Annotated in this window: 17 protein-coding genes; all 17 read left to right on the top strand. The window is 69.9% G+C overall.

Features of this window, described 5'->3' with window-relative positions; translation table 11 throughout:
- The first annotated feature begins 64 nt into the window (after positions 1 to 64).
- A complete protein-coding gene (gene alaS / locus BJEO58_RS02845) occupies positions 65 to 2,719 on the top strand; it encodes an alanine--tRNA ligase (protein WP_101587564.1) in 2,655 nt (884 codons plus the stop codon).
- Positions 2,716 to 3,180: a Holliday junction resolvase RuvX gene (gene ruvX, locus BJEO58_RS02840; protein ID WP_101587563.1), complete on the top strand. Its 465-nt coding sequence runs from the start codon at positions 2,716 to 2,718 to the stop codon at positions 3,178 to 3,180. Before alaS ends, ruvX begins: the two co-directional genes overlap by 4 nt.
- Before the next feature lie 12 nt (positions 3,181 to 3,192).
- On the top strand, positions 3,193 to 4,335 hold the full coding sequence (gene mltG, locus BJEO58_RS02835; RefSeq protein WP_101587561.1) for an endolytic transglycosylase MltG: 1,143 nt from the start codon (positions 3,193 to 3,195) through the stop codon (positions 4,333 to 4,335).
- Positions 4,328 to 5,197 carry a shikimate dehydrogenase family protein gene (locus BJEO58_RS02830; protein ID WP_101587560.1) on the top strand — a complete coding sequence of 290 codons (870 nt, stop codon included), beginning with the start codon at positions 4,328 to 4,330 and terminating at the stop codon, positions 5,195 to 5,197. Before mltG ends, BJEO58_RS02830 begins: the two co-directional genes overlap by 8 nt.
- Positions 5,197 to 5,943, top strand: coding sequence for a prepilin peptidase (locus BJEO58_RS02825; RefSeq protein WP_101587558.1), 747 nt, complete (start codon positions 5,197 to 5,199; stop codon positions 5,941 to 5,943). The genes BJEO58_RS02830 and BJEO58_RS02825 overlap by 1 nt, the downstream gene beginning before the upstream one ends.
- Positions 5,944 to 5,953: 10 nt before the next feature.
- The gene (aroC, locus tag BJEO58_RS02820) at positions 5,954 to 7,138 is read left to right on the top strand and encodes a chorismate synthase (protein ID WP_101587556.1); all 1,185 of its coding nucleotides are present in this window, start codon (positions 5,954 to 5,956) and stop codon (positions 7,136 to 7,138) included.
- Between the two features lie 13 nt (positions 7,139 to 7,151).
- Positions 7,152 to 7,826, top strand: a complete 675-nt coding sequence (locus BJEO58_RS02815; protein ID WP_101587555.1) for a shikimate kinase — start codon at positions 7,152 to 7,154, stop codon at positions 7,824 to 7,826.
- Complete coding sequence (gene aroB, locus BJEO58_RS02810) at positions 7,823 to 8,941, top strand: 3-dehydroquinate synthase (RefSeq protein ID WP_101587553.1); 1,119 nt, start codon at positions 7,823 to 7,825, stop codon at positions 8,939 to 8,941. Before BJEO58_RS02815 ends, aroB begins: the two co-directional genes overlap by 4 nt.
- A gap of 91 nt (positions 8,942 to 9,032) precedes the next feature.
- Positions 9,033 to 9,596 carry an elongation factor P gene (gene efp / locus BJEO58_RS02805; RefSeq protein ID WP_101587551.1) on the top strand — a complete coding sequence of 188 codons (564 nt, stop codon included), beginning with the start codon at positions 9,033 to 9,035 and terminating at the stop codon, positions 9,594 to 9,596.
- Positions 9,593 to 9,991, top strand: coding sequence for a transcription antitermination factor NusB (gene nusB, locus BJEO58_RS02800; protein WP_101587549.1), 399 nt, complete (start codon positions 9,593 to 9,595; stop codon positions 9,989 to 9,991). The genes efp and nusB overlap by 4 nt, the downstream gene beginning before the upstream one ends.
- Positions 9,992 to 10,045: 54 nt before the next feature.
- A complete protein-coding gene (gene pyrR / locus BJEO58_RS02795; protein WP_101587547.1) occupies positions 10,046 to 10,633 on the top strand; it encodes a bifunctional pyr operon transcriptional regulator/uracil phosphoribosyltransferase PyrR in 588 nt (195 codons plus the stop codon).
- Positions 10,630 to 11,625: an aspartate carbamoyltransferase catalytic subunit gene (locus BJEO58_RS02790; RefSeq protein WP_101587546.1), complete on the top strand. Its 996-nt coding sequence runs from the start codon at positions 10,630 to 10,632 to the stop codon at positions 11,623 to 11,625. Before pyrR ends, BJEO58_RS02790 begins: the two co-directional genes overlap by 4 nt.
- Positions 11,622 to 12,935: a dihydroorotase gene (locus BJEO58_RS02785; RefSeq protein ID WP_101587544.1), complete on the top strand. Its 1,314-nt coding sequence runs from the start codon at positions 11,622 to 11,624 to the stop codon at positions 12,933 to 12,935. The genes BJEO58_RS02790 and BJEO58_RS02785 overlap by 4 nt, the downstream gene beginning before the upstream one ends.
- Positions 12,923 to 13,414: a PH-like domain-containing protein gene (locus BJEO58_RS02780; protein WP_101587542.1), complete on the top strand. Its 492-nt coding sequence runs from the start codon at positions 12,923 to 12,925 to the stop codon at positions 13,412 to 13,414. Before BJEO58_RS02785 ends, BJEO58_RS02780 begins: the two co-directional genes overlap by 13 nt.
- A 1-nt stretch (position 13,415) precedes the next feature.
- Entirely contained in the window at positions 13,416 to 14,570 is a 1,155-nt protein-coding gene (gene carA, locus BJEO58_RS02775) for a glutamine-hydrolyzing carbamoyl-phosphate synthase small subunit (RefSeq protein ID WP_101587541.1), read from the top strand.
- 22 nt (positions 14,571 to 14,592) lie between these two features.
- Positions 14,593 to 17,865 carry a carbamoyl-phosphate synthase large subunit gene (gene carB / locus BJEO58_RS02770; RefSeq protein WP_101587539.1) on the top strand — a complete coding sequence of 1,091 codons (3,273 nt, stop codon included), beginning with the start codon at positions 14,593 to 14,595 and terminating at the stop codon, positions 17,863 to 17,865.
- On the top strand, positions 17,862 to 18,710 hold the full coding sequence (gene pyrF, locus BJEO58_RS02765; RefSeq protein WP_101587537.1) for an orotidine-5'-phosphate decarboxylase: 849 nt from the start codon (positions 17,862 to 17,864) through the stop codon (positions 18,708 to 18,710). The genes carB and pyrF overlap by 4 nt, the downstream gene beginning before the upstream one ends.
- Positions 18,711 to 18,763 lie beyond the last annotated feature (53 nt).

Raw genomic sequence — 18,763 nt, 5'->3', positions numbered from 1 at the left:
CCACTATGCTGTGAGGCGGTTCGCCGACCTGCGGCGAACGGCCGTGAGAAAGGATGCCACCCGGATGAGGACTGCAGAGATCAGGAAGCGCTGGCTCACGTTCTTCGAGGAGAACGGCCACACCGTGGTCCCGTCCGCATCGGTCATCAGCGACGACCCGTCGATCCTCTTCAACATCGCGGGGATGGTCCAGTTCATCCCGTATCTCACGGGCCGCGAGCCCGCCCCGTTCGCGCGGGCGACGAGTGTCCAGAAGTGCGTGCGCACCCAGGACATCGAAGAGGTCGGCAAGACGACCCGTCACGGCACGTTCTTCCAGATGAACGGCAACTTCTCCTTCGGCGATTACTTCAAGGCGGAGGCGATCCGCTTCGCATGGCAGCTGCTCACGCACCCGGAGTCCGCCGGAGGTCTCGGATTCGATCCGGACCGGCTCTGGGCCACCGTCCACCACGACGATGCGGAGACGGTCGACCTGTGGCTGGCGGAGACGTCGGTCCCGCGTGAGCGCATCCAGTTCCGCGGCAGCGATGACAACTTCTGGCACACGGGCGGGCCCGGCCCCGGAGGCTACTGCTCAGAGATCTACTACGATCGCGGACCGGGCTACGGGGTCGAAGGGGGACCGGAGGCCGACGAGGACCGCTACATCGAGATCTGGAACCTCGTGTTCATGGAGTTCGAGCTGTCCGCTGTGCGTTCGAAGACGGATTTCGACATCGCGGGCGATCTGCCGGCCAAGAACATCGACACCGGCATGGGACTGGAGCGCGTCGCGTTCCTCAAGCAGGGTGTCGAGAACATGTACGAGATCGACGAGGTGTTCCCCGTCCTCGGTGCCGCGAGCCGTCTCTCCGGACGGACGTACGGCGCTGTCGAGGTCGACGACGTCCGCATGCGCGTCGTCGCCGACCACGTGCGCTCGGCACTCGTCATCATCGGCGATGGCGTCCGCCCGGCGAACGAGGGGCGGGGCTATATCCTCCGCCGGCTCCTGCGCCGCGCTGTGCGTGCGATGCGCCTGCTCGGCGTGACGGAGCCCGTGCTGCCCCACCTGCTCCCTCTGTCGATGGAGGTCATGAAGGCCTCCTACCCGGACCTCGAGACGGACTTCGAGCGGATCTCCCGCGTCGCCTACGCGGAGGAGACGGCATTCCTCCGGACGCTGGAGTCCGGCACCCAGCTGCTCGCCGGCGCAGTCGACCGGGTGGGCGCCGGCGGCGACATCTCCGGGGACATCGCCTTCGCCCTCCACGACACGCACGGCTTCCCGATCGACCTCACACTCGAGATGGCCGCCGAGCACGGCGTGTCCGTCGATGAAGAGGGCTTCCGGGGCCTCATGCAGGAGCAGCGTGAGCGCGCACGCGCGGACGCGAAGTCGAAGAAGGGCGGCGGCGCCGACCTCAGCGCGTATTCGCAGCTGCTGGACGAGGGCGCATCCGAGTTCGTCGGCTACGACGGACTCACATCGGACGCCCGCATCCGCGGTCTGGTGGCGGACGGCGGCGCCGTCGACCGTGCAGCAGCGGGTGACACCCTCGACCTCGTGCTCGACGTCACCCCCTTCTACGCCGAAGCGGGCGGACAGCGCGCTGACCGCGGGATCGTCCGCGGTGACGGCTTCACAGCGCGCGTGCTCGATGTCCAGGCACCCGTCAAGGGCCTCTCCGCACACAGGATCGAGGTCCTCGAGGGAGAACTGACCCGCGGGGCCGACGTGTTCGCGGAGGTGGATCCGGATCACCGCTTCGCGGCGGCGCAGGCCCACTCCGCGACCCACCTCGTCCACTCCGCGCTGCGCACCGTGCTCGGTCCGCACGCGGTGCAGGCGGGTTCGCTCAACCAGCCCGGCTACATGCGGTTCGACTATGCCTACCCGGACGCCCTCACCCCCGCCATGCGAGCCGAGATCGAGGACGCGGCGAACGTGGCGGTCCGCGATGACCTCGCGGTCAGCTACGAGTACCTGCCGCTCGATGATGCGAAGCGCTCCGGTGCGCTCGCGCTGTTCGGGGAGAAGTACCCGTCCGTGGTGCGGGTCGTCGACATCGGCGGTCCGTTCTCCCGCGAACTGTGCGGCGGCACCCACATCGGCCGCACCAGCCAGGTCGGCCCGATCTCGCTGCTGTCGGAGGCCTCGGTGGGCTCCGGCACCCGTCGCGTGGAGGCCTCCGTCGGACTCGATGCGTTCCGCGGTCTGGCCCGGGAGCGGACGATCCTCCGATCGCTGTCGGAGATGCTCAAGGTGCCGGGGACGGATGTGCCCGGCCGCGTCGAGTCCCTGCTCGAGCGGCTCAAGGACGCCGAGCGCAGGATCGCGGAGATGGGGCGGGACCGCGTGCTCGCAGCGTCTGCAGAGGCGGTCGCCTCCGCTCGGGACCTTCGCGGCGTGCGGTACTCCGCGACCGACCTGGGCGATGTGGCGGACGCCGGCGATGTGCGCAGCTTCGTCACCGACGTGCGGAACCGGATCGATGCGTCCGCAGTGGTCGTCGCTGCGGCGGCCACGGTGGGCGGCAAGCCCAGCGTCGTCGTCGCCGCGGATGCGGGAGCCCAGGCGCGCGGCCTGCGCGCGGGTGACCTCGTGAAGCGCGCGTGCGGCGAACTGGGCGGCGGCGGCGGCGGAAAGCCTGACCTCGCACAGGGCGGTGGGCAGGATCCCGCCCGGATCCCACAGGCGCTCGACGCCATCGCCGCCGTGATCTCGACCTCATGACCGGCTTCCGGAGAGGCCGCAGGATCGCGCTGGACGTCGGCAGCGTGCGCGTGGGCGTCGCCTCGTGCGATCCCGACGGGATCCTGGCGACCCCGCTCGACGTCGTCCGGCGCGATGACGACGCGGCTGCGGCGGCGAGGATCGCCGAGCTCGTCGCGGAGCAGTCCGCACTGGAGATCGTCGCCGGTCGACCCCGCTCCCTCGACGGGAGCGATCGCGCCGCGGTCGGGGCGGCGGAGGAGTTCCTCCGGGCGGTCGCCTCAGCGGTCGACGTGCCGATCAGGCTGGTCGATGAGAGGTTCACCACGGTGCAGGCGCACGGAGTCCTGCAGTCTGCGGGCCGGAATTCCAAGCAGCGTCGTGAGATCGTCGACGCAGTCGCAGCCGTCCTGATCCTGCAGGCGGCTCTCGATACGGAGAAGAGCGGCGGCAGCCCCGCGGGCACGCCCCTGAACGAGTAGGAGTACGCCCCCATGCACGACGTGGACGACTTGGGCATCGACGACCAGCTCACGCGGTCTGAGCTCAAGGCACGCCGACGGCGGCGGATGCTCAGACGACGGCGCACGACGATCATCGTCGTCGCGGCGCTGCTGGTGCTCGGCATCGGCGGGATCGTGGCCGTGAGCGTCACCACCGGTGCCGTGCAGGAGGTGCTCGACCGCTCCGACGACTACGAGGGCGAAGGCGGCGAACCCGTCGTCGTCGAGGTGCTGCCGGGCACCTCCACGACCCAGATCGCCAATCAGCTCGTCGAGCAGGACGTCATCAAGGCCTCGCGCCCGTTCATCCGGGAGGCGGAGGAGCGGGAGGTGTCGTTCCAGGCGCGGACCTACTCGATGCGCTCGCAGATGAGCGCTGCCGCTGCGGTCGAGGCGATGGTGAATCCCCTATCGGCCCCGCAGGTGGTGATCCCGGAGGGCCTGGCGCTCGTCGACATCCGGGCGCGGATGGTCGAAGCCGGGATGGCGGAGGACGACGTGGCGGCGGCGATCGACGAGCAGACGCCGGCGGACTACGGCCTCGACGTCGACGCTCCGAATCTGGAGGGCTACCTGTTCCCCGCGACGTACGACGTGCGACCGGGGGCCACGGCGGAGGCCCTCGTCCAGGAGATGGTCGAGCGGACGGCGCACGAACTGGACGACGCGGACATCGCCCTGGACGAGGCGCACGAGCTGCTCACCCTCGCGAGCCTCGTGGAGATCGAATCGCCCGCGGATCCGGAGGTCCGTCGCCAGGTGGCACGGGTGTTCCTCAACCGCACGGGCGACGACTCGAGGACGAGCGGACTCCTCCAGTCAGACGCGACGATCGCCTACATCCACGGGGCGCGGGACGACCTCACGACGACGGCGGACGAGCGCGCGGACGACAACCCGTACAACACGTACATGCACCCCGGCCTGCCGCCCGGACCGGTCAACTCCCCGGGTCGCGCAGCGGTCGACGCCGCGATGGACCCCGCCGACGGCGACTGGCAGTTCTTCGTCGCAGTCGATCCCGACACGGGGGAGACCCGCTTCGCCGAGACCTACGACGAGCACCTCGAGAACGTCGAGGAGTACCGCGAATGGCTGCGAGAACGCAGCGGGGGAGGGGAGTCCGATGGGTGAGTTCGCGGTTCTCGGATCGCCGATCGCCCACTCGCTCTCGCCTCAGCTGCACAGCGCCGCCGCAGCCGCTGTCGGTCTCACCGACTTCCGGTACGGCCGCATCGAGATGGCGGAGGCGGGACTGGAGGGCTTCCTCGACGCACGCCCCTCATTCGTGGGCCTCTCCCTCACGATGCCGCTGAAGCGCCGCCTCGTCGACCTGGCCGGTGAACATGAGTGGCAGGTCGATCCGGACGCCCTGTCGACGGGGGGCGGCAATACGCTCCTGCGCCCTCCGGGCGGGCCGGTCGAAGTGCTCAACACTGATGTGACGGGCATCGTCGAGGCGATCACGGAGTCGCTTCGCGCACGCAGCTTCGCAGCGGTGCCGTGGTCCGACGAGGCGGACATCCTGGGCGCCGGCGCCACTGCCGGCTCGGCGCTCGTGGCGGCTGCGCGTCTTGGGGTCTCGCACGTGCGCCTCTTCGTCCGCGACCGTACGCGGGCCGGCGGCGCGCGCTCGGTCGTCGAATCGCTCGGGCTCACGGCGACGGTCTGCGATCTGCCGGACTGGGTGCCGGGGGAGCGGGGGCTGACGCTCTCGACCCTGCCGGCCGGGGCACTCGATGCCCGGCGGCTGCCCTATCGTGCGAGCCTCGAAGGCCTCTTCTTCGATGCCGCCTACGCCGCATCCGCGGCCCCCGTCCATCGCGCTCTCGCGGATCGCGGGGCGATCGTGGTCGACGGCGGACGGATGCTGCTCCACCAGGCGGTCGAGCAGCACGTGCGGTTCGCCCGCCTCGCAGGGCTCCGTGCGGCCGATGCCGAGCACGCCCGCCCCTGCATCCGCGATGCGATGGACGCAGTGCTCCGGAACCGCTGATGGCCGCCCTCGCGACGATCGTCGCCGCCGTGGTCGCGGCGACGACGGTGGCCTGCGTCCTCGTCATGAGGCTTCCGTGGTTCATCGCGGACGAGGCGGGGGTCCGGCTGCTGCGGCCCGGGGGGCGGTCGCGCTGGTTCGAAGGCCTCCTCGTCGCTGCGGGAGCGGCCACTGCTGTCATCGCCCCTGCCGCGCTGCGCCTCCTCGCGCCCGCGGCCGCCTCTCCGACCGCCGCGTCGGTGCTCACCGCGCTCTGCCTGGGCCTTGCGGTGGGGGCCGCCGCGGGCGCGACCCCGTTCCTCCTGTGGATCGATCTGCGCATCCGCCGGCTTCCGGACCGGATCGTCCTGCCGCTCATCGCGCTCACGACGGCGGGTCTGCTCAGTGCGTGGGCGACGGGGGCGTCGACCCCGGTCGTGGGCGGCCACAGTCCACTCGGCGCTGTCGTGGTCGGAGCTGGCAGCGGTCTCCTCGTGCTGGTCGTGTCGGTGCTCGGCGGTCGCGGACGCGGCCTCGCGATCGGCCTGGGAGACGTGAAGCTCGCCGTGGTGCTCGGGTCACTCACCGCCCTGGTCGGGACGGGTGCCGTGCTCGCGGCGTTCGTCGTCGCGCAGCTGTGCGCGCTGGCCGAGGCCGCCGTCCGGGTGGCGGTGCTGGGGCAGGGGATGGCGACCCGGATCGCCTACGGCCCCCACCTGCTCGTCGGAATGTGGACCGGGCCGCTGGCGTACGCCGCGCTTCGGTAGACTCGGGAGAATGTTGCGTTGGCTTACTGCAGGCGAGTCCCATGGTGAGGAGCTCGTCGGAATCATCGAGGGCCTCCCCGCCCACATACCGATCACCCGCGACCAGGTGTCCGCGGCGCTCGCGCGCAGGCGCCTGGGCTACGGCCGAGGTGCCCGCATGAAGTTCGAGGCGGACGAGATCCGGTTCCTCGGCGGCGTGCGCCACGGTTTCACGATGGGTGGTCCCGTCGCGATCGAGATCGGGAACACCGAATGGCCCAAGTGGGAGCGGGTCATGAGCGCGGACCCCGTGGACCCGGACGAGCTCGAGGGGATGGCGCGTGCGGCGAAGCTCACGCGTCCCCGTCCGGGCCACGCGGACTTCGTCGGCATGCAGAAGTACGCGTTCGACGAGTCCCGGCCCGTGCTGGAGCGCGCCTCCGCCCGTGAGACGGCGACGCGCGTCGCGCTCGGCACCGTCGCCCAGGCGCTGCTGGCCGAACTCGGGATCCGTATGGTCTCCCACACCGTCGCGATCGGTCCGGTCGAGGGCGAGCGGGACGCTGTCATCCCATCGGCCGACGACGTCGAAGCACTCGACGCGGACCCGATGCGCTGCTTCGACTCCGAGCTGTCCGCACGGATGGTCGCTGAGGTCGACGATGCGCGTCGTGCCGGTGACACGCTGGGCGGGGTCGTCGAGGTCATCGCGGACGGGCTGCCGCCCGGCCTGGGGTCATTCGTCCACGGCGACCGCCGCCTGGACTCCCGACTCGCGGGGGCGCTCATGGGCATCCAGGCGATCAAGGGCGTCGAACTGGGTGACGGATTCGAAACGACCCGTCGGCGCGGCTCCGCAGCCCACGACGAGATGGAGCCGGCACCCGGCGGCGTCCGTCGTCTGAGCGACCGGTCAGGCGGCGTCGAGGGCGGCATGTCGACCGGCGGACCCCTGCGCGTGCGCGCCGGGATGAAGCCCATCGCCACCGTCCCGCGTGCGCTGAAGACCGTGGACGTCGCCACCGGCGAAGCCTCGAGCGCACACCACCAGCGCTCCGATGTGTGCGCCGTTCCGGCGGCGGGCGTGGTCGCCGAGTCGATGGTCGCGCTGGTCCTCGCGCAGGCGGTGCTGGAGAAGTTCGGCGGCGATTCCGTCGCGGAGGTGGACCGCAATATCCGCACCTACCGTGATGCGCTGCCGCTGAGCGCGGAATGAGGTGCGGTCAGTGATGGTGCCGGAGGAGGCTCCGCTTCCCCGCCCGGCCCCACCGCTCGACCCAGCTCCCGCGTCCGGCGCCCGGATCGTGCTGATCGGGCCCCCTGCGGCCGGGAAGTCGACCATCGGACGGCTGCTCGGAGCCCGGCTCGGACTGCCGCTGTACGACACCGACGCCCAGATCGTCTCGGCCCACGGCCCGATCCCGGAGATCTTCGCTGATCGCGGCGAACCGCGGTTCCGGGAGATCGAGCGCGAGGTCGTCAGACGGACGCTGCGCCGACTGCTGGACGAACCCGCGGTCGTGTCGCTGGGCGGCGGCGCGATCCTCAACAGCGGCACCCGCGCGCAGCTGCGGCATCCTGCACTCAAGGTCATCGGGATCGAGATCGACGACGAGACCGCGGCGCTGCGATTGGGCGGCTCGAGCCGCCCGCTGCTGGCCGGCGACGACGATCCCGTGGCACGGTGGCGGGCGATCGTCGATGACCGGAGACCCCTCTACGATGAGGTCGCGACCGCACAGGTGGCGGCCTCCCACGGGCCCCCGTCGACGGTCGTCAACCGGATCGTCGACGTGCTCACAGGTCTGCAGCGGGCAGAGGAGTACGCCCGCTACCAGGACACCCCTCCACACGAGGGAACCGAACACGGCCCCGACGGGGCCGACAGGAGGACAGAGGCATGACCGAACGCACCACCCTGGAGATCACGGGGGAGACGGGCACCTCCATCGTGTTCGGCCGCGGGCTCCTGGGAGAGCTCCCCGCCCTGCTCGGGGGCCGCACGCACCGCGTGCTGGTCATCCATCCCCGTGCGCTGCGCAGCACGGGGGAGGTCGTCCGCGATGAGCTCTCCGAAGCCGGCTTCGAAGCCGTCAGTGCGGAGATCCCGGACGCTGAAGAGGCGAAGCACCTGCAGGTGGCAGGCTTCTGCTGGCAGATCCTCGGGCAGTCGGACTTCACGCGGACGGATGCGATCGTGAATGTCGGCGGCGGGGCCGTGACGGACGTCGGCGGATTCGTCGCCGCCACCTGGCTGCGCGGCATCAAGTACATCAACATCCCGACGACCGTGCTCGGCATGATCGATGCCGCTGTGGGCGGCAAGACCGCGATCAACACCTCGGAGGGGAAGAACCTCGTCGGCGCCTTCCACTCTCCGTCGGCGGTCCTCATCGACACGGACACCCTCCAGACGCTGCCGGAGAACGAACTCTTCACGGGGCTCGCGGAAGCGGTGAAGTGCGGCTTCATCGCGGACCCGGCGATCCTCGATCTCATCGAGACCCACCCGCGGGACGAGCTCGCACGTCACGACTCCCCGGTCCTGCGCGAGGTGATCGAGCGGGCGGTGCGGGTCAAGGCCGCCGTCGTGTCCGAGGACTTCCGGGAGTCAGGACGCCGGGAGATCCTCAACTACGGACACACGCTCGCCCACGCGATCGAGCGCAATGAGCGCTACCAGTGGCGCCATGGCGCTGCAGTGGCTGTGGGGATGGTGTTCGCGGCCGAACTGTCCGCGATGCTGCGCAGCCTGGACTCCGAGGTCGTGGACCGTCATCGGAGCGTGCTCGCGAAGCTCGGACTGCCCGTCGGGTACCGGGGCGATCGCTGGCCCCAGCTGCTCGAGACGATGCGCCGGGACAAGAAGGCCCGCGGGACGATCCTCCGGTTCGTCCTGCTCGACGATGTGAGCGAGCCGGTCGTGGCCGAAGTCCCGGACGACGCGATCCTCTTCGCCGCCTACCAGGAGATCGGCGAGCAGTCGCCCACCACCACACTGGGGCCCGTCTCGCTCTGACCGGCTCCCCGCACGGAGGGCGCCGCCCGCCTTGCTACACTCGATCCGCGCACGCGCGCGGCTCACGCACTCAACGCAAAGGACACGATCTGTGGCAACGACCAACGACCTGAAGAACGGCATGGTGCTCAACCTCGAGGGACAGCTCTGGCAGGTCCAGGAGTTCCTCCACGTGAAGCCCGGCAAGGGCCCGGCGTTCGTGCGCACGAAGATCAAGAACGTCATGAGCGGCAAGACCATCGACAAGACCTTCAACGCGGGCACCAAGGTCGAGACCGCGAACGTGGACCGCCGCGACATGCAGTACCTCTACCACGACGGCACCGACTACGTGTTCATGGATTCGTCCGACTACGAGCAGGTCATGCTCTCCCCGCAGCTCGTGGGCGATGCGTCGAACTACATCCTCGAGAACCAGCAGCTCCAGGTCGCCTTCCACGACGGCACCCCGCTGTACGTCGAGCTGCCCCCGGCTGTCGAGATGACCATCACCCACACGGAGCCGGGACTGCAGGGCGACCGCTCGTCCGGAGGCACGAAGCCGGCGACGGTGGAGACGGGACTGGAGATCCAGGTTCCGCTGTTCCTCGACGAGGGCGTGAGGGTCCGCGTCGACACCCGCAACGGTGACTACCTGGGCCGCGTCAAGGAGTGAGTGCACGCACCCGCGCCCGCCGCCGGGCGCTCGAACTGCTCTTCGAGTCGGAGGCGCGCAGCATCGAGATCGGCGATCTCGTGCCGCTTCGCTCCAGCGATCCCGACTACCCGATGAAGGCGTATGCCGTGGAGATCGTCGATGGTGTGAGTGCGCACCGCGACGAGATCGACGACCTGATCCGCACCTACGCGCGCGGCTGGACGCTCGAGCGGATGCCCGCGGTCGACCGCGCGATCCTCAGGCTCGCGTCATGGGAGATCCTGCACAACGCGGACATCGACTCCCCGGTGGCGATCAGTGAGGCCCAAGCGCTCGCACGGGACTTCTCCACGGACGAATCGGCCACCTACGTGTCCGGCGTCCTGTCCCGCATCGCAGGGCTAGACTCGTAGGGCGTCCACAGCGAATCCTTTAACGCCGTCCGGAGAGACGGGGAAGGAACACAGATGAAGCAGCGAACCGTGCTCGATGGGCCTGAGATCCATCGCGCGCTCACCCGCATCGCGCACGAAGTGCTCGAGGCGAACAAGGGGCCCGGAGGCCTCGTGCTCCTCGGCGTCCCGACCCGCGGCGTGCCACTGGCCGCTCGCCTCGCAGAGGCGATCGCCCGTATCGAGCCGAACGCCGACGCGTCCGCCCTCGCCGGTGCGCTCGACATCACGATGCACCGCGATGATCTGCGGTCGGGGCGTCTGCGGTCCGCGGAACCCACGCACATCCCCGGCGGCACCATCGACGGACGGACGGTCGTCCTCGTCGACGACGTCCTGTTCTCCGGCCGCTCCGTCCGTGCGGCGCTCGATGCGGTCTCTGCGATCGGCCGCCCGGAGGCGGTGCGCCTCGCAGTGCTCGTGGACCGCGGTCATCGGCGGCTGCCGATCCGCGCAGACCACGTCGGGAAGAACATCCCCAGCGCGCTCGACGAACGGGTGGGCGTGCGCGTGCGCGAGATCGACGGCGCGGACGCCGTGACGATCACCGGTCCGGACACGGACGGGACGTCGGGCGACTCCGCGCAGGGGGAGGCACCATGAAGCACCTGCTGTCCACCGCAGACCTCTCGCGCATCGAGGCGATCGAGCTGCTCGACACAGCGGAGGAGATGAGCCTCGTCTCCACGCGTGAGGTGAAGAAGCTGCCGGTGCTCCGGGGCCTCACAGTGGTCAACCTCTTCTTCGAGGACTCGACCCGGACCCGGATCTCCTTCGAAGCCGCGGCGAAGCGCCTGTCAGCCGATGTCATCACCTTCTCCGCGAAGGGCTCGTCCGTGTCCAAGGGGGAGAGCCTCCAGGACACCGCTCAGACGCTCTCTGCGATGGGAGCGGACGGAGTCGTCATCCGTCACAGCGGGTCGGGGGCACCCCACCGGCTGGCCACCTCCGGCTGGATCGACGCCCCCGTGGTGAACGCGGGTGACGGGACGCATGAGCACCCGACGCAGGCGCTCCTCGACGCCTTCACCCTTCGCCGGGTGCTCGCCGGACTCCCCGCATCGGGTCCGGCGGACGGCGCTCGGGGTCTGGCGCTGGACGGCGCGGTCGTGGGGATCGTCGGAGACATCCTCCACTCACGCGTCGCACGCTCCAACGTGCATCTGCTCACGACCCTGGGAGCGCGCGTCGTGCTCATCGCCCCGCCCACCCTGCTCCCCATCGGGGCGGACACCTGGCAGTGCGACATCGCGTACGACCTCGACGCGGCCATCGCAGAGCACTCCTTCGACGTGGTCATGATGCTTCGCGTGCAGCAGGAGCGCATGCAGCAGGCGTTCTTCCCCACGGCACGGGAGTACGCCCGCAGGTGGGGGCTCACGGACACCCGGGCCCGCGCGCTCCCGGCGCACTGCGCGATCATGCACCCGGGCCCCATGAACCGGGGATTCGAGATCGGTGCGGCAGCCGCTGATTCCCCACGGGCGGTCGTGCTCGACCAGGTCGCGAACGGCGTGAGCGTGCGCATGAGCGTGCTCTACCGCCTCCTCACCGGACAGTCGGCCGCCGCAGGCGGTCGGGAAGGACAGTCGTGAACTCCACACTCATCCGTGCCGCACGGATGCCGGACGGCACCCGCGGCGACATCGCGATCGTCGACGGGCTCTTCGCCGACCCCGCCGATGCGGTGTCCCCCTCCACGGTGATCGATGCCGACGGACTGCTCGCGCTGCCCGGCCTCGTCGACATGCACACGCACCTGCGAGAGCCGGGGCGGGAGGACGCGGAGACCGTCCTCACCGGCTCCCGCGCAGCGGCTGCGGGCGGCTACACGGCTGTCCACGCGATGGCGAACACCTCGCCCGTCGCAGACACCGCAGGAGTCGTCGAACAGGTCCACAGGCTGGGTCGCGCCGCGGGCTTCACCCAGGTCGTCCCCGTCGGCGCGGTGACCGTCGGGCTCGAGGGCTCGACGCTCGCGGAGCTCGGTGCGATGGCCGACTCCGGGGCCCGGGTGCGGATGTTCTCCGATGACGGGCACTGCGTCTGGGACCCCCTCGTCATGCGGCGGGCCCTCGAGTACGTGAAGGCGTTCGACGGGATCATCGCGCAGCATGCGCAGGAACCGCGTCTGACGGAGGGCGCGCAGATGAACGAGGGCGCCGTGAGCGCGCAGCTCGGACTCCCCGGCTGGCCCGCGGTGGCGGAGGAATCGATCATCGCCCGCGACGTCCTGCTCGCTGAACACGTCGGGTCGCGCCTGCACGTCTGCCACGTCTCGACCGCCGGCAGCGTCGAACTCATCCGCTGGGCGAAGGCCCGCGGGATCCGGGTCACGGCTGAGGTGACCCCGCACCACCTGATCCTCACGGATGAGGAGGTGCGCAGCTACGACCCCGTCTTCAAGGTGAACCCCCCGCTGCGCACGGAGGAGGACGTCCACGCACTGCGTGCCGCACTGGCCGACGGGACGATCGACGTCGTGGGCACCGACCACGCCCCGCATCCGGCGGAGCACAAGTGCGTGGAATGGACCGCCGCAGCCATGGGGATGGTCGGCATGGAGACCGCCCTGCCCGTCGTCGCGCACGCGATGGCGGACCTCGACTTCTCCGCCTCCGACCTCGCTCGGGTCATGAGTGCCCGCCCTGCTCAGATCGCCGGACTCACGCATCACGGCTCGCTGCAGATCGGCACCGGGGCCAACCTGGTGCTCGTCGAACAGGACGCGGCACACACCGTCGATCCGGACCTGCACGCGACGATGGGGCGGAACAGCCCGTTCCGCGGACGGACACTGGGGACGCGGATCGTGGACACGTTCCTCTTCGGCCAGCGCGTGTATGCGGCGGGGGCGCTCGGCGCACCACTGGCGTTCACGGAGGCGGGACCATGGAACGACTGATCCCAGCGCTCGCGCTCCTGCTCGTCGTCGTCGTCGTCTTCCTGCTCATGCGGCGAGGATGGGCGCAGAGGACGGCGGCCCAGGCAGGGGTCCCCGCGCCCGCACGCCCTCTCGAGGGCACCCCCGTCATCCACGGACCGGTCGACGGCATGTACGTCGCGACCACCGCCGCCGGTGACCCGTACGATCGCATCGCCGTGCACGGCCTGGGCCTGCGGACCTCCGCAGACGTCGTCGTGACCGATGCGGGCATCGTCATCGATCGTGCCGGCACCGGCGACCTCCTCATCCCCTGGGCGGACGTCACCGGCGTCCGCAGCTCGCAGGGGATGATCGGCAAATTCGTCGAACCCGACGGCCTCGTGGTCATCGGCTGGACGCTCGGCGGCACAGCCCTCGAATCGGGCTTCCGCACACGCGCCGCCGACGCCCGCACGCCACTCATCACTTCCATCCGCCGCCAGATCGAGGAGGACTGACATGTCCCTGCTCTCACGTCCACCCGCCGTGCTCGTACTCGAGGACGGCCGAACCTTCCGGGGCCGTGCATACGGTGCGACTGGCCGAACCGTGGGCGAAGCCGTCTTCGCCACAGGTATGACCGGTTACCAGGAGACGCTCACCGACCCGTCCTACTACGGTCAGATCGTCGTCCAGACCGCACCCCACATCGGCAACACCGGGGTCAACGACGAGGACGACGAGTCGGACGGGTACTGGGTGAGCGGATACGTCGTCCGCGACGCCTCCCGACGCGTCTCCAGCTGGCGCGCGACGGAGAGCCTGGAGGACCGACTGAGTCGCCGCGGGATCGTCGGCATCAGCGGCGTCGACACTCGTGCCCTCACGCGCCATCTGCGCGATCGGGGAGCGATGCGCGCCGGGATCTTCTCCGGCGACGAGCTCCAGCTGGACGATGCCGCGCGGCTCGCCGCGGTGCGCGGCACAGCGCCCATGGCGGGGTCCCGACTCGTCGACAGGGTCACGACCGCCGAGGCCTACACCGTCCCGGCCGTGGGGGAGAAGCGGCTCACAGTGGTCGCGTACGACCTCGGCATCAAGTCGTCGACTCCCGAGCTGCTCGCGGAACGGGGGATCGAGGTGCACGTCGTGCCCGCCGCGACCCCGTTCGACGAGGTCGCGGCGATGGACCCCGACGGGGTGTTCTTCTCCAACGGGCCCGGCGACCCCGCAGCCTCCGACCATGAGGTCGACGTCATCCGCCGCGTGCTCGGCGCCGGGATCCCGTTCTTCGGCATCTGCTTCGGCAATCAGCTGCTGGGCAGAGCACTGGGCTTCGGCACCTACAAGCTCACATTCGGCCACCGCGGCGCCAACCAGCCGGTGCTGGACGTCGCCACCGGCAGAGTCGAGATCACGTCCCAGAACCACGGCTTCGCCGTCGACGCACCCGTCGGCGATCCGGTCACCGCTCCACAGGAGTCGTTCGGTCGCGTCCAGGTCAGCCACATCGGCCTCAACGACCGCGTCGTCGAGGGCCTCGTATGCCTCGACATCCCGGCGTTCTCCGTCCAGTTCCACCCCGAATCCGCCGCCGGTCCCCATGATTCGCGAGGTCTGTTCGACCGCTTCGCGGACATGATGGCCGTCCGCCGGACCGCAACCCGCGCCTGAGACGCACAAGGAGACCCAAGAAGTGCCCATCAGAGACGACCTCACATCAGTACTCGTCATCGGCTCAGGACCCATCGTCATCGGCCAGGCATGCGAGTTCGACTACTCCGGGACGCAGGCCTGCCGCGTCCTGACCAGCGAGGGGCTCCGCGTCATCCTCGTGAACTCCAACCCCGCGACGATCATGACCGACCCGGAGATCGCTGACGCCACGTACGTCGAGCCGATCGATCCCGACGTCATCGAGTCGATCATCGCGAAGGAGAGGCCGGACGCGCTGCTGCCGACCCTCGGCGGGCAGACCGCGCTCAATGCCGCGATCGCCCTCCACGAATCGGGTGTCCTCGAGAAGTACGGCGTCGAGCTCATCGGCGCCGACGTCGAGGCGATCCAGCGCGGCGAGGACCGCCAGAAGTTCAAGGACGTCGTCGAATCCGTCGGCGGCGAATCCGCCCGCTCGCTGATCTGCCAGTCCATGGACGAGGTCATCGCGGGTGCGGAGGAGCTCGGCTACCCGCTCGTGGTCCGCCCGTCCTTCACGATGGGCGGTCTGGGCTCGGGACTCGCCTACAACGAGGCCGACCTCCACCGCATCGCGGGCGACGGTCTGCACGACTCCATCACCAACGAGGTGCTGCTCGAGGAGAGCATCCTCGGGTGGAAGGAGTACGAACTCGAGCTCATGCGCGACCGCAACGACAACGTCGTGGTCATCTGTTCGATCGAGAACGTCGACCCGGTCGGCGTGCACACCGGCGACTCGATCACCGTGGCCCCGTCCCTCACCCTCACGGACCGCGAATACCAGCAGATGCGGGACATCGGCATCGCCGTCATCCGCGAGGTCGGCGTCGAGACGGGCGGCTGCAACATCCAGTACGCGGTCGATCCCAGGACGGGTCGGATCATCGTCATCGAGATGAACCCGCGCGTCTCCCGCTCATCGGCGCTGGCCTCCAAGGCGACAGGCTTCCCGATCGCCAAGATCGCCGCGAAGCTCGCCGTCGGATACACGCTGGACGAGATCCCCAACGACATCACCGAAGTCACCCCGGCGTCGTTCGAGCCCGCACTCGACTACGTCGTCGTGAAGATCCCGCGCTTCGCATTCGAGAAGTTCCCCGCGGCGGACCCCACGCTGACGACGACCATGAAGAGCGTCGGGGAAGTCATGGCGCTGGGCCGCAACTTCGGCCAGGCGCTGCTCAAGGCCATGCGGTCGCTCGAGCAGTCGGCAGCCGAATTCGACTTCTCTGCCCGCGTGGACCTGTCCGATGAGCAGGTGCGCGAGGACATCATCGCGAGACTCGCCCACCCCACCGCGGACCGCATCCACTCGGTCCGCCTGGCACTGGCCTCGGGGATGTCCATCGAAGACGTGTTCGAGGCCAGCTGGATCGACCCCTGGTACCTCGACCAGATCCTCCAGCTCCAGGAGGTCGCCGACGAGGTCGCGGGCGCGGGCTCGCTCACGCAGGAGCTCCTGGTGCTCGCGAAGGAGACCGGGCTCTCGGATCATCAGATCGCCGTGCTCCGCTCGATGGATGAGACGGTCGTCCGCGGCGTGCGCCACGCTCTGGCCGTGCGCCCCGTCTACAAGACGGTCGATACGTGTGCCGGCGAGTTCGAGGCCCGCACTCCGTACCACTACTCGAGCTACGAGGAGGAGTCGGAGGTGCTGCCCCGCGAGCGCGAGGCCGTCATCATCCTGGGCTCCGGCCCCAACCGGATCGGTCAGGGGATCGAGTTCGACTACTCGTGCGTCCACGCGACGATGGCACTGGGCGAGGCCGGCTACGAGACGGTCATGGTGAACTGCAACCCGGAGACCGTCTCGACGGACTACGACACCGCTGACCGCCTGTACTTCGAACCGCTCACGTTCGAGGACGTGATGGAGGTCTACGCCGCGGAATCGGCCGCGGGTCCCGTCGCGGGGGTCGTGTGCACCCTGGGCGGCCAGACGCCCCTGGGACTGGCCGCGGACCTCAAGGCCGCGGGAGTGCCGGTGCTCGGCACACAGCCCGAGGCCATCGATCTGGCAGAGGATCGCGGTGAGTTCGGCCAGGTGCTCGCCGCGGCCGGCCTGCAGGCCCCGCAGCACGGCACGGCCACGACGTACGCGGAGGCGGTGGAGACCGCGGACCGCATCGGCTATCCGGTGCTGGTGCGCCCCTCGTACGTCCTCGGCGGTCGGGGCATGCAGATCGTCTACGACGCGGAGCAGCTGCTCGGATACATGGAGACCGCGACAGAGGTCTCGATCGACAGGCCGGTGCTCGTCGACCGCTTCCTCGAGGACGCGATCGAGATCGACGTCGATGCCCTGTACGACGGCGAAGAGGTGTTCATCGGCGGCATCATGGAGCACATCGAGGAGGCCGGCATCCACTCCGGTGACTCCGCGTGCGTCCTGCCGCCGCTGACGCTGGGCGAGGCGGTGCTCGAACGTGTGCGCGCTGCCACGGCCGGGATCGCCGACGGCACCGGCGTGCGCGGACTGCTGAACATCCAGTTCGCCCTCGCGGCGGACGTGCTCTACGTCATCGAGGCGAACCCTCGCGCGTCGCGGACCGTGCCCTTCATCTCCAAGGGGACCGGCACGCAGCTCGCGAAGGCCGCGGCGCTCGTCGCTGTGGGCCGGACCATCGCCGATATGCGCGGCACCCTGCTCCCGCTCGAGGGCGACGGATCCCGGCTGCCCCCGGACCACCCCATCGCGGTGAAGGAGGCGGTCCTCCCGTTCCGCCGCTTCCGCACGGTCGACGGCCGGTCGATCGACTCGATCCTCGGACCGGAGATGCGATCGACGGGTGAGGTCATGGGAATCGACCGGGACTTCCCGCGCGCGTTCGCCAAGGCGATGCTCGGCGCATCCACCGCTCTGCCCACGTCCGGCACCGTCTTCGTGTCCGTGGCCGATCGGGACAAGCGGGCGCTGATCTTGCCCGTCAAGCTGCTCACCGACATGGGCTTCACGATCGTCGCGACGGCCGGCACGGCCGCGGTCCTGTCGCGGTACGGCATCGCCGCGGAGACGGTCCGCAAGCACTTCGAGACCGCGGGCGACGAGAAGTCGGCGCTCGACCGGATCGTGGAGCGCGAGTTCGACCTCGTGGTCAACGTGCCGGGAGGTCGGGAAGAGCGCGCGGACGGCTATGAGATCCGTGCCGCCGCCACCGTGTCGAACACGCCTCTGCTCACAACGGCCGACGAGCTGTCTGCCGCGGTGTCCGCGATCGAATCGCTCCAGACGGAGACGACGGATGTCCGCTCTCTGCAGGACTGGGCGTGACATCGGTCCCTGACCGGCTGAGCGCCGCACTCGCGGGGAGCCCGCTCTGCGTGGGGATCGATCCCCACGCGGGCGAGCTCGCGGCGTGGGGCCTCGAGGACACGGCAGCGGGTGCTCGCGCCTTCGCCGACCGGGTCCTCACCGCCGTCGCAGCCTCCCCGGCACGCATCGTGAAGCCGCAGGTCGCTCTCTTCGAGCGGTTCGGGTCCGCGGGCTTCGCGGTCCTCGAAGAGGTCCTGGCCGACGCCCGGGGCGCCGGACTGTTCACCATCGCGGATGCGAAGCGCGGGGACATCGGCTCGACGATGTCGGGCTACGCCTCCGCGTGGGTGCGACGCGGATCGCCGCTGCGGGCGGATGCGGTGACGGTCTCGCCCTACCTGGGCTTCGGCTCGCTCGCACCTGTGCTCGACCTGCTCGACGACGAGGACGCGATGGCCTTCGTGCTGGCGCTGACGTCGAATCCCTCCGGCCCGGACGTCCAGCACGCCCGCGGTGCGGACGGAGAATCCGTGGGCGGCGCGATCCTGCGGGACGCGGCAGAGGCGTCTGCGACACGCCCGGGACGCATCGGAGCCGTCGTCGGCGCGACGATCGGATCCGCCGCGGACGACCTCGGCATCGACCTCGGATCGTTCCCCGGGCCCATCCTCACGCCGGGGTACGGCGCGCAGGGAGCGGGTGCAGCGGACCTGCTCGCGCTCTTCGGTCCGATCGCCCGAGATCGCCGTCTCCTCGTGAACGCGTCGCGCGGAGTGAGCTCCGCAGGTCCGTCCACCGAGGCCCTGACCGGGAGGATCGCGGAACTCACAGGTGAACTCCTGGGGGGCCTCGGCGTAGACTGAGCCGACGAGAGCCTCCAGGCGGAGGCTCACCGGACCCCCGGACGAGGAGACAC

The sequence above is a fragment of the Brevibacterium jeotgali genome, from assembly GCF_900169175.1.
GTDB classification, from domain to species: domain Bacteria; phylum Actinomycetota; class Actinomycetes; order Actinomycetales; family Brevibacteriaceae; genus Brevibacterium; species Brevibacterium jeotgali.
Note: the sequence above shows the minus strand (reverse complement) of the source record. Positions and strands in the feature narration are given on the sequence as shown.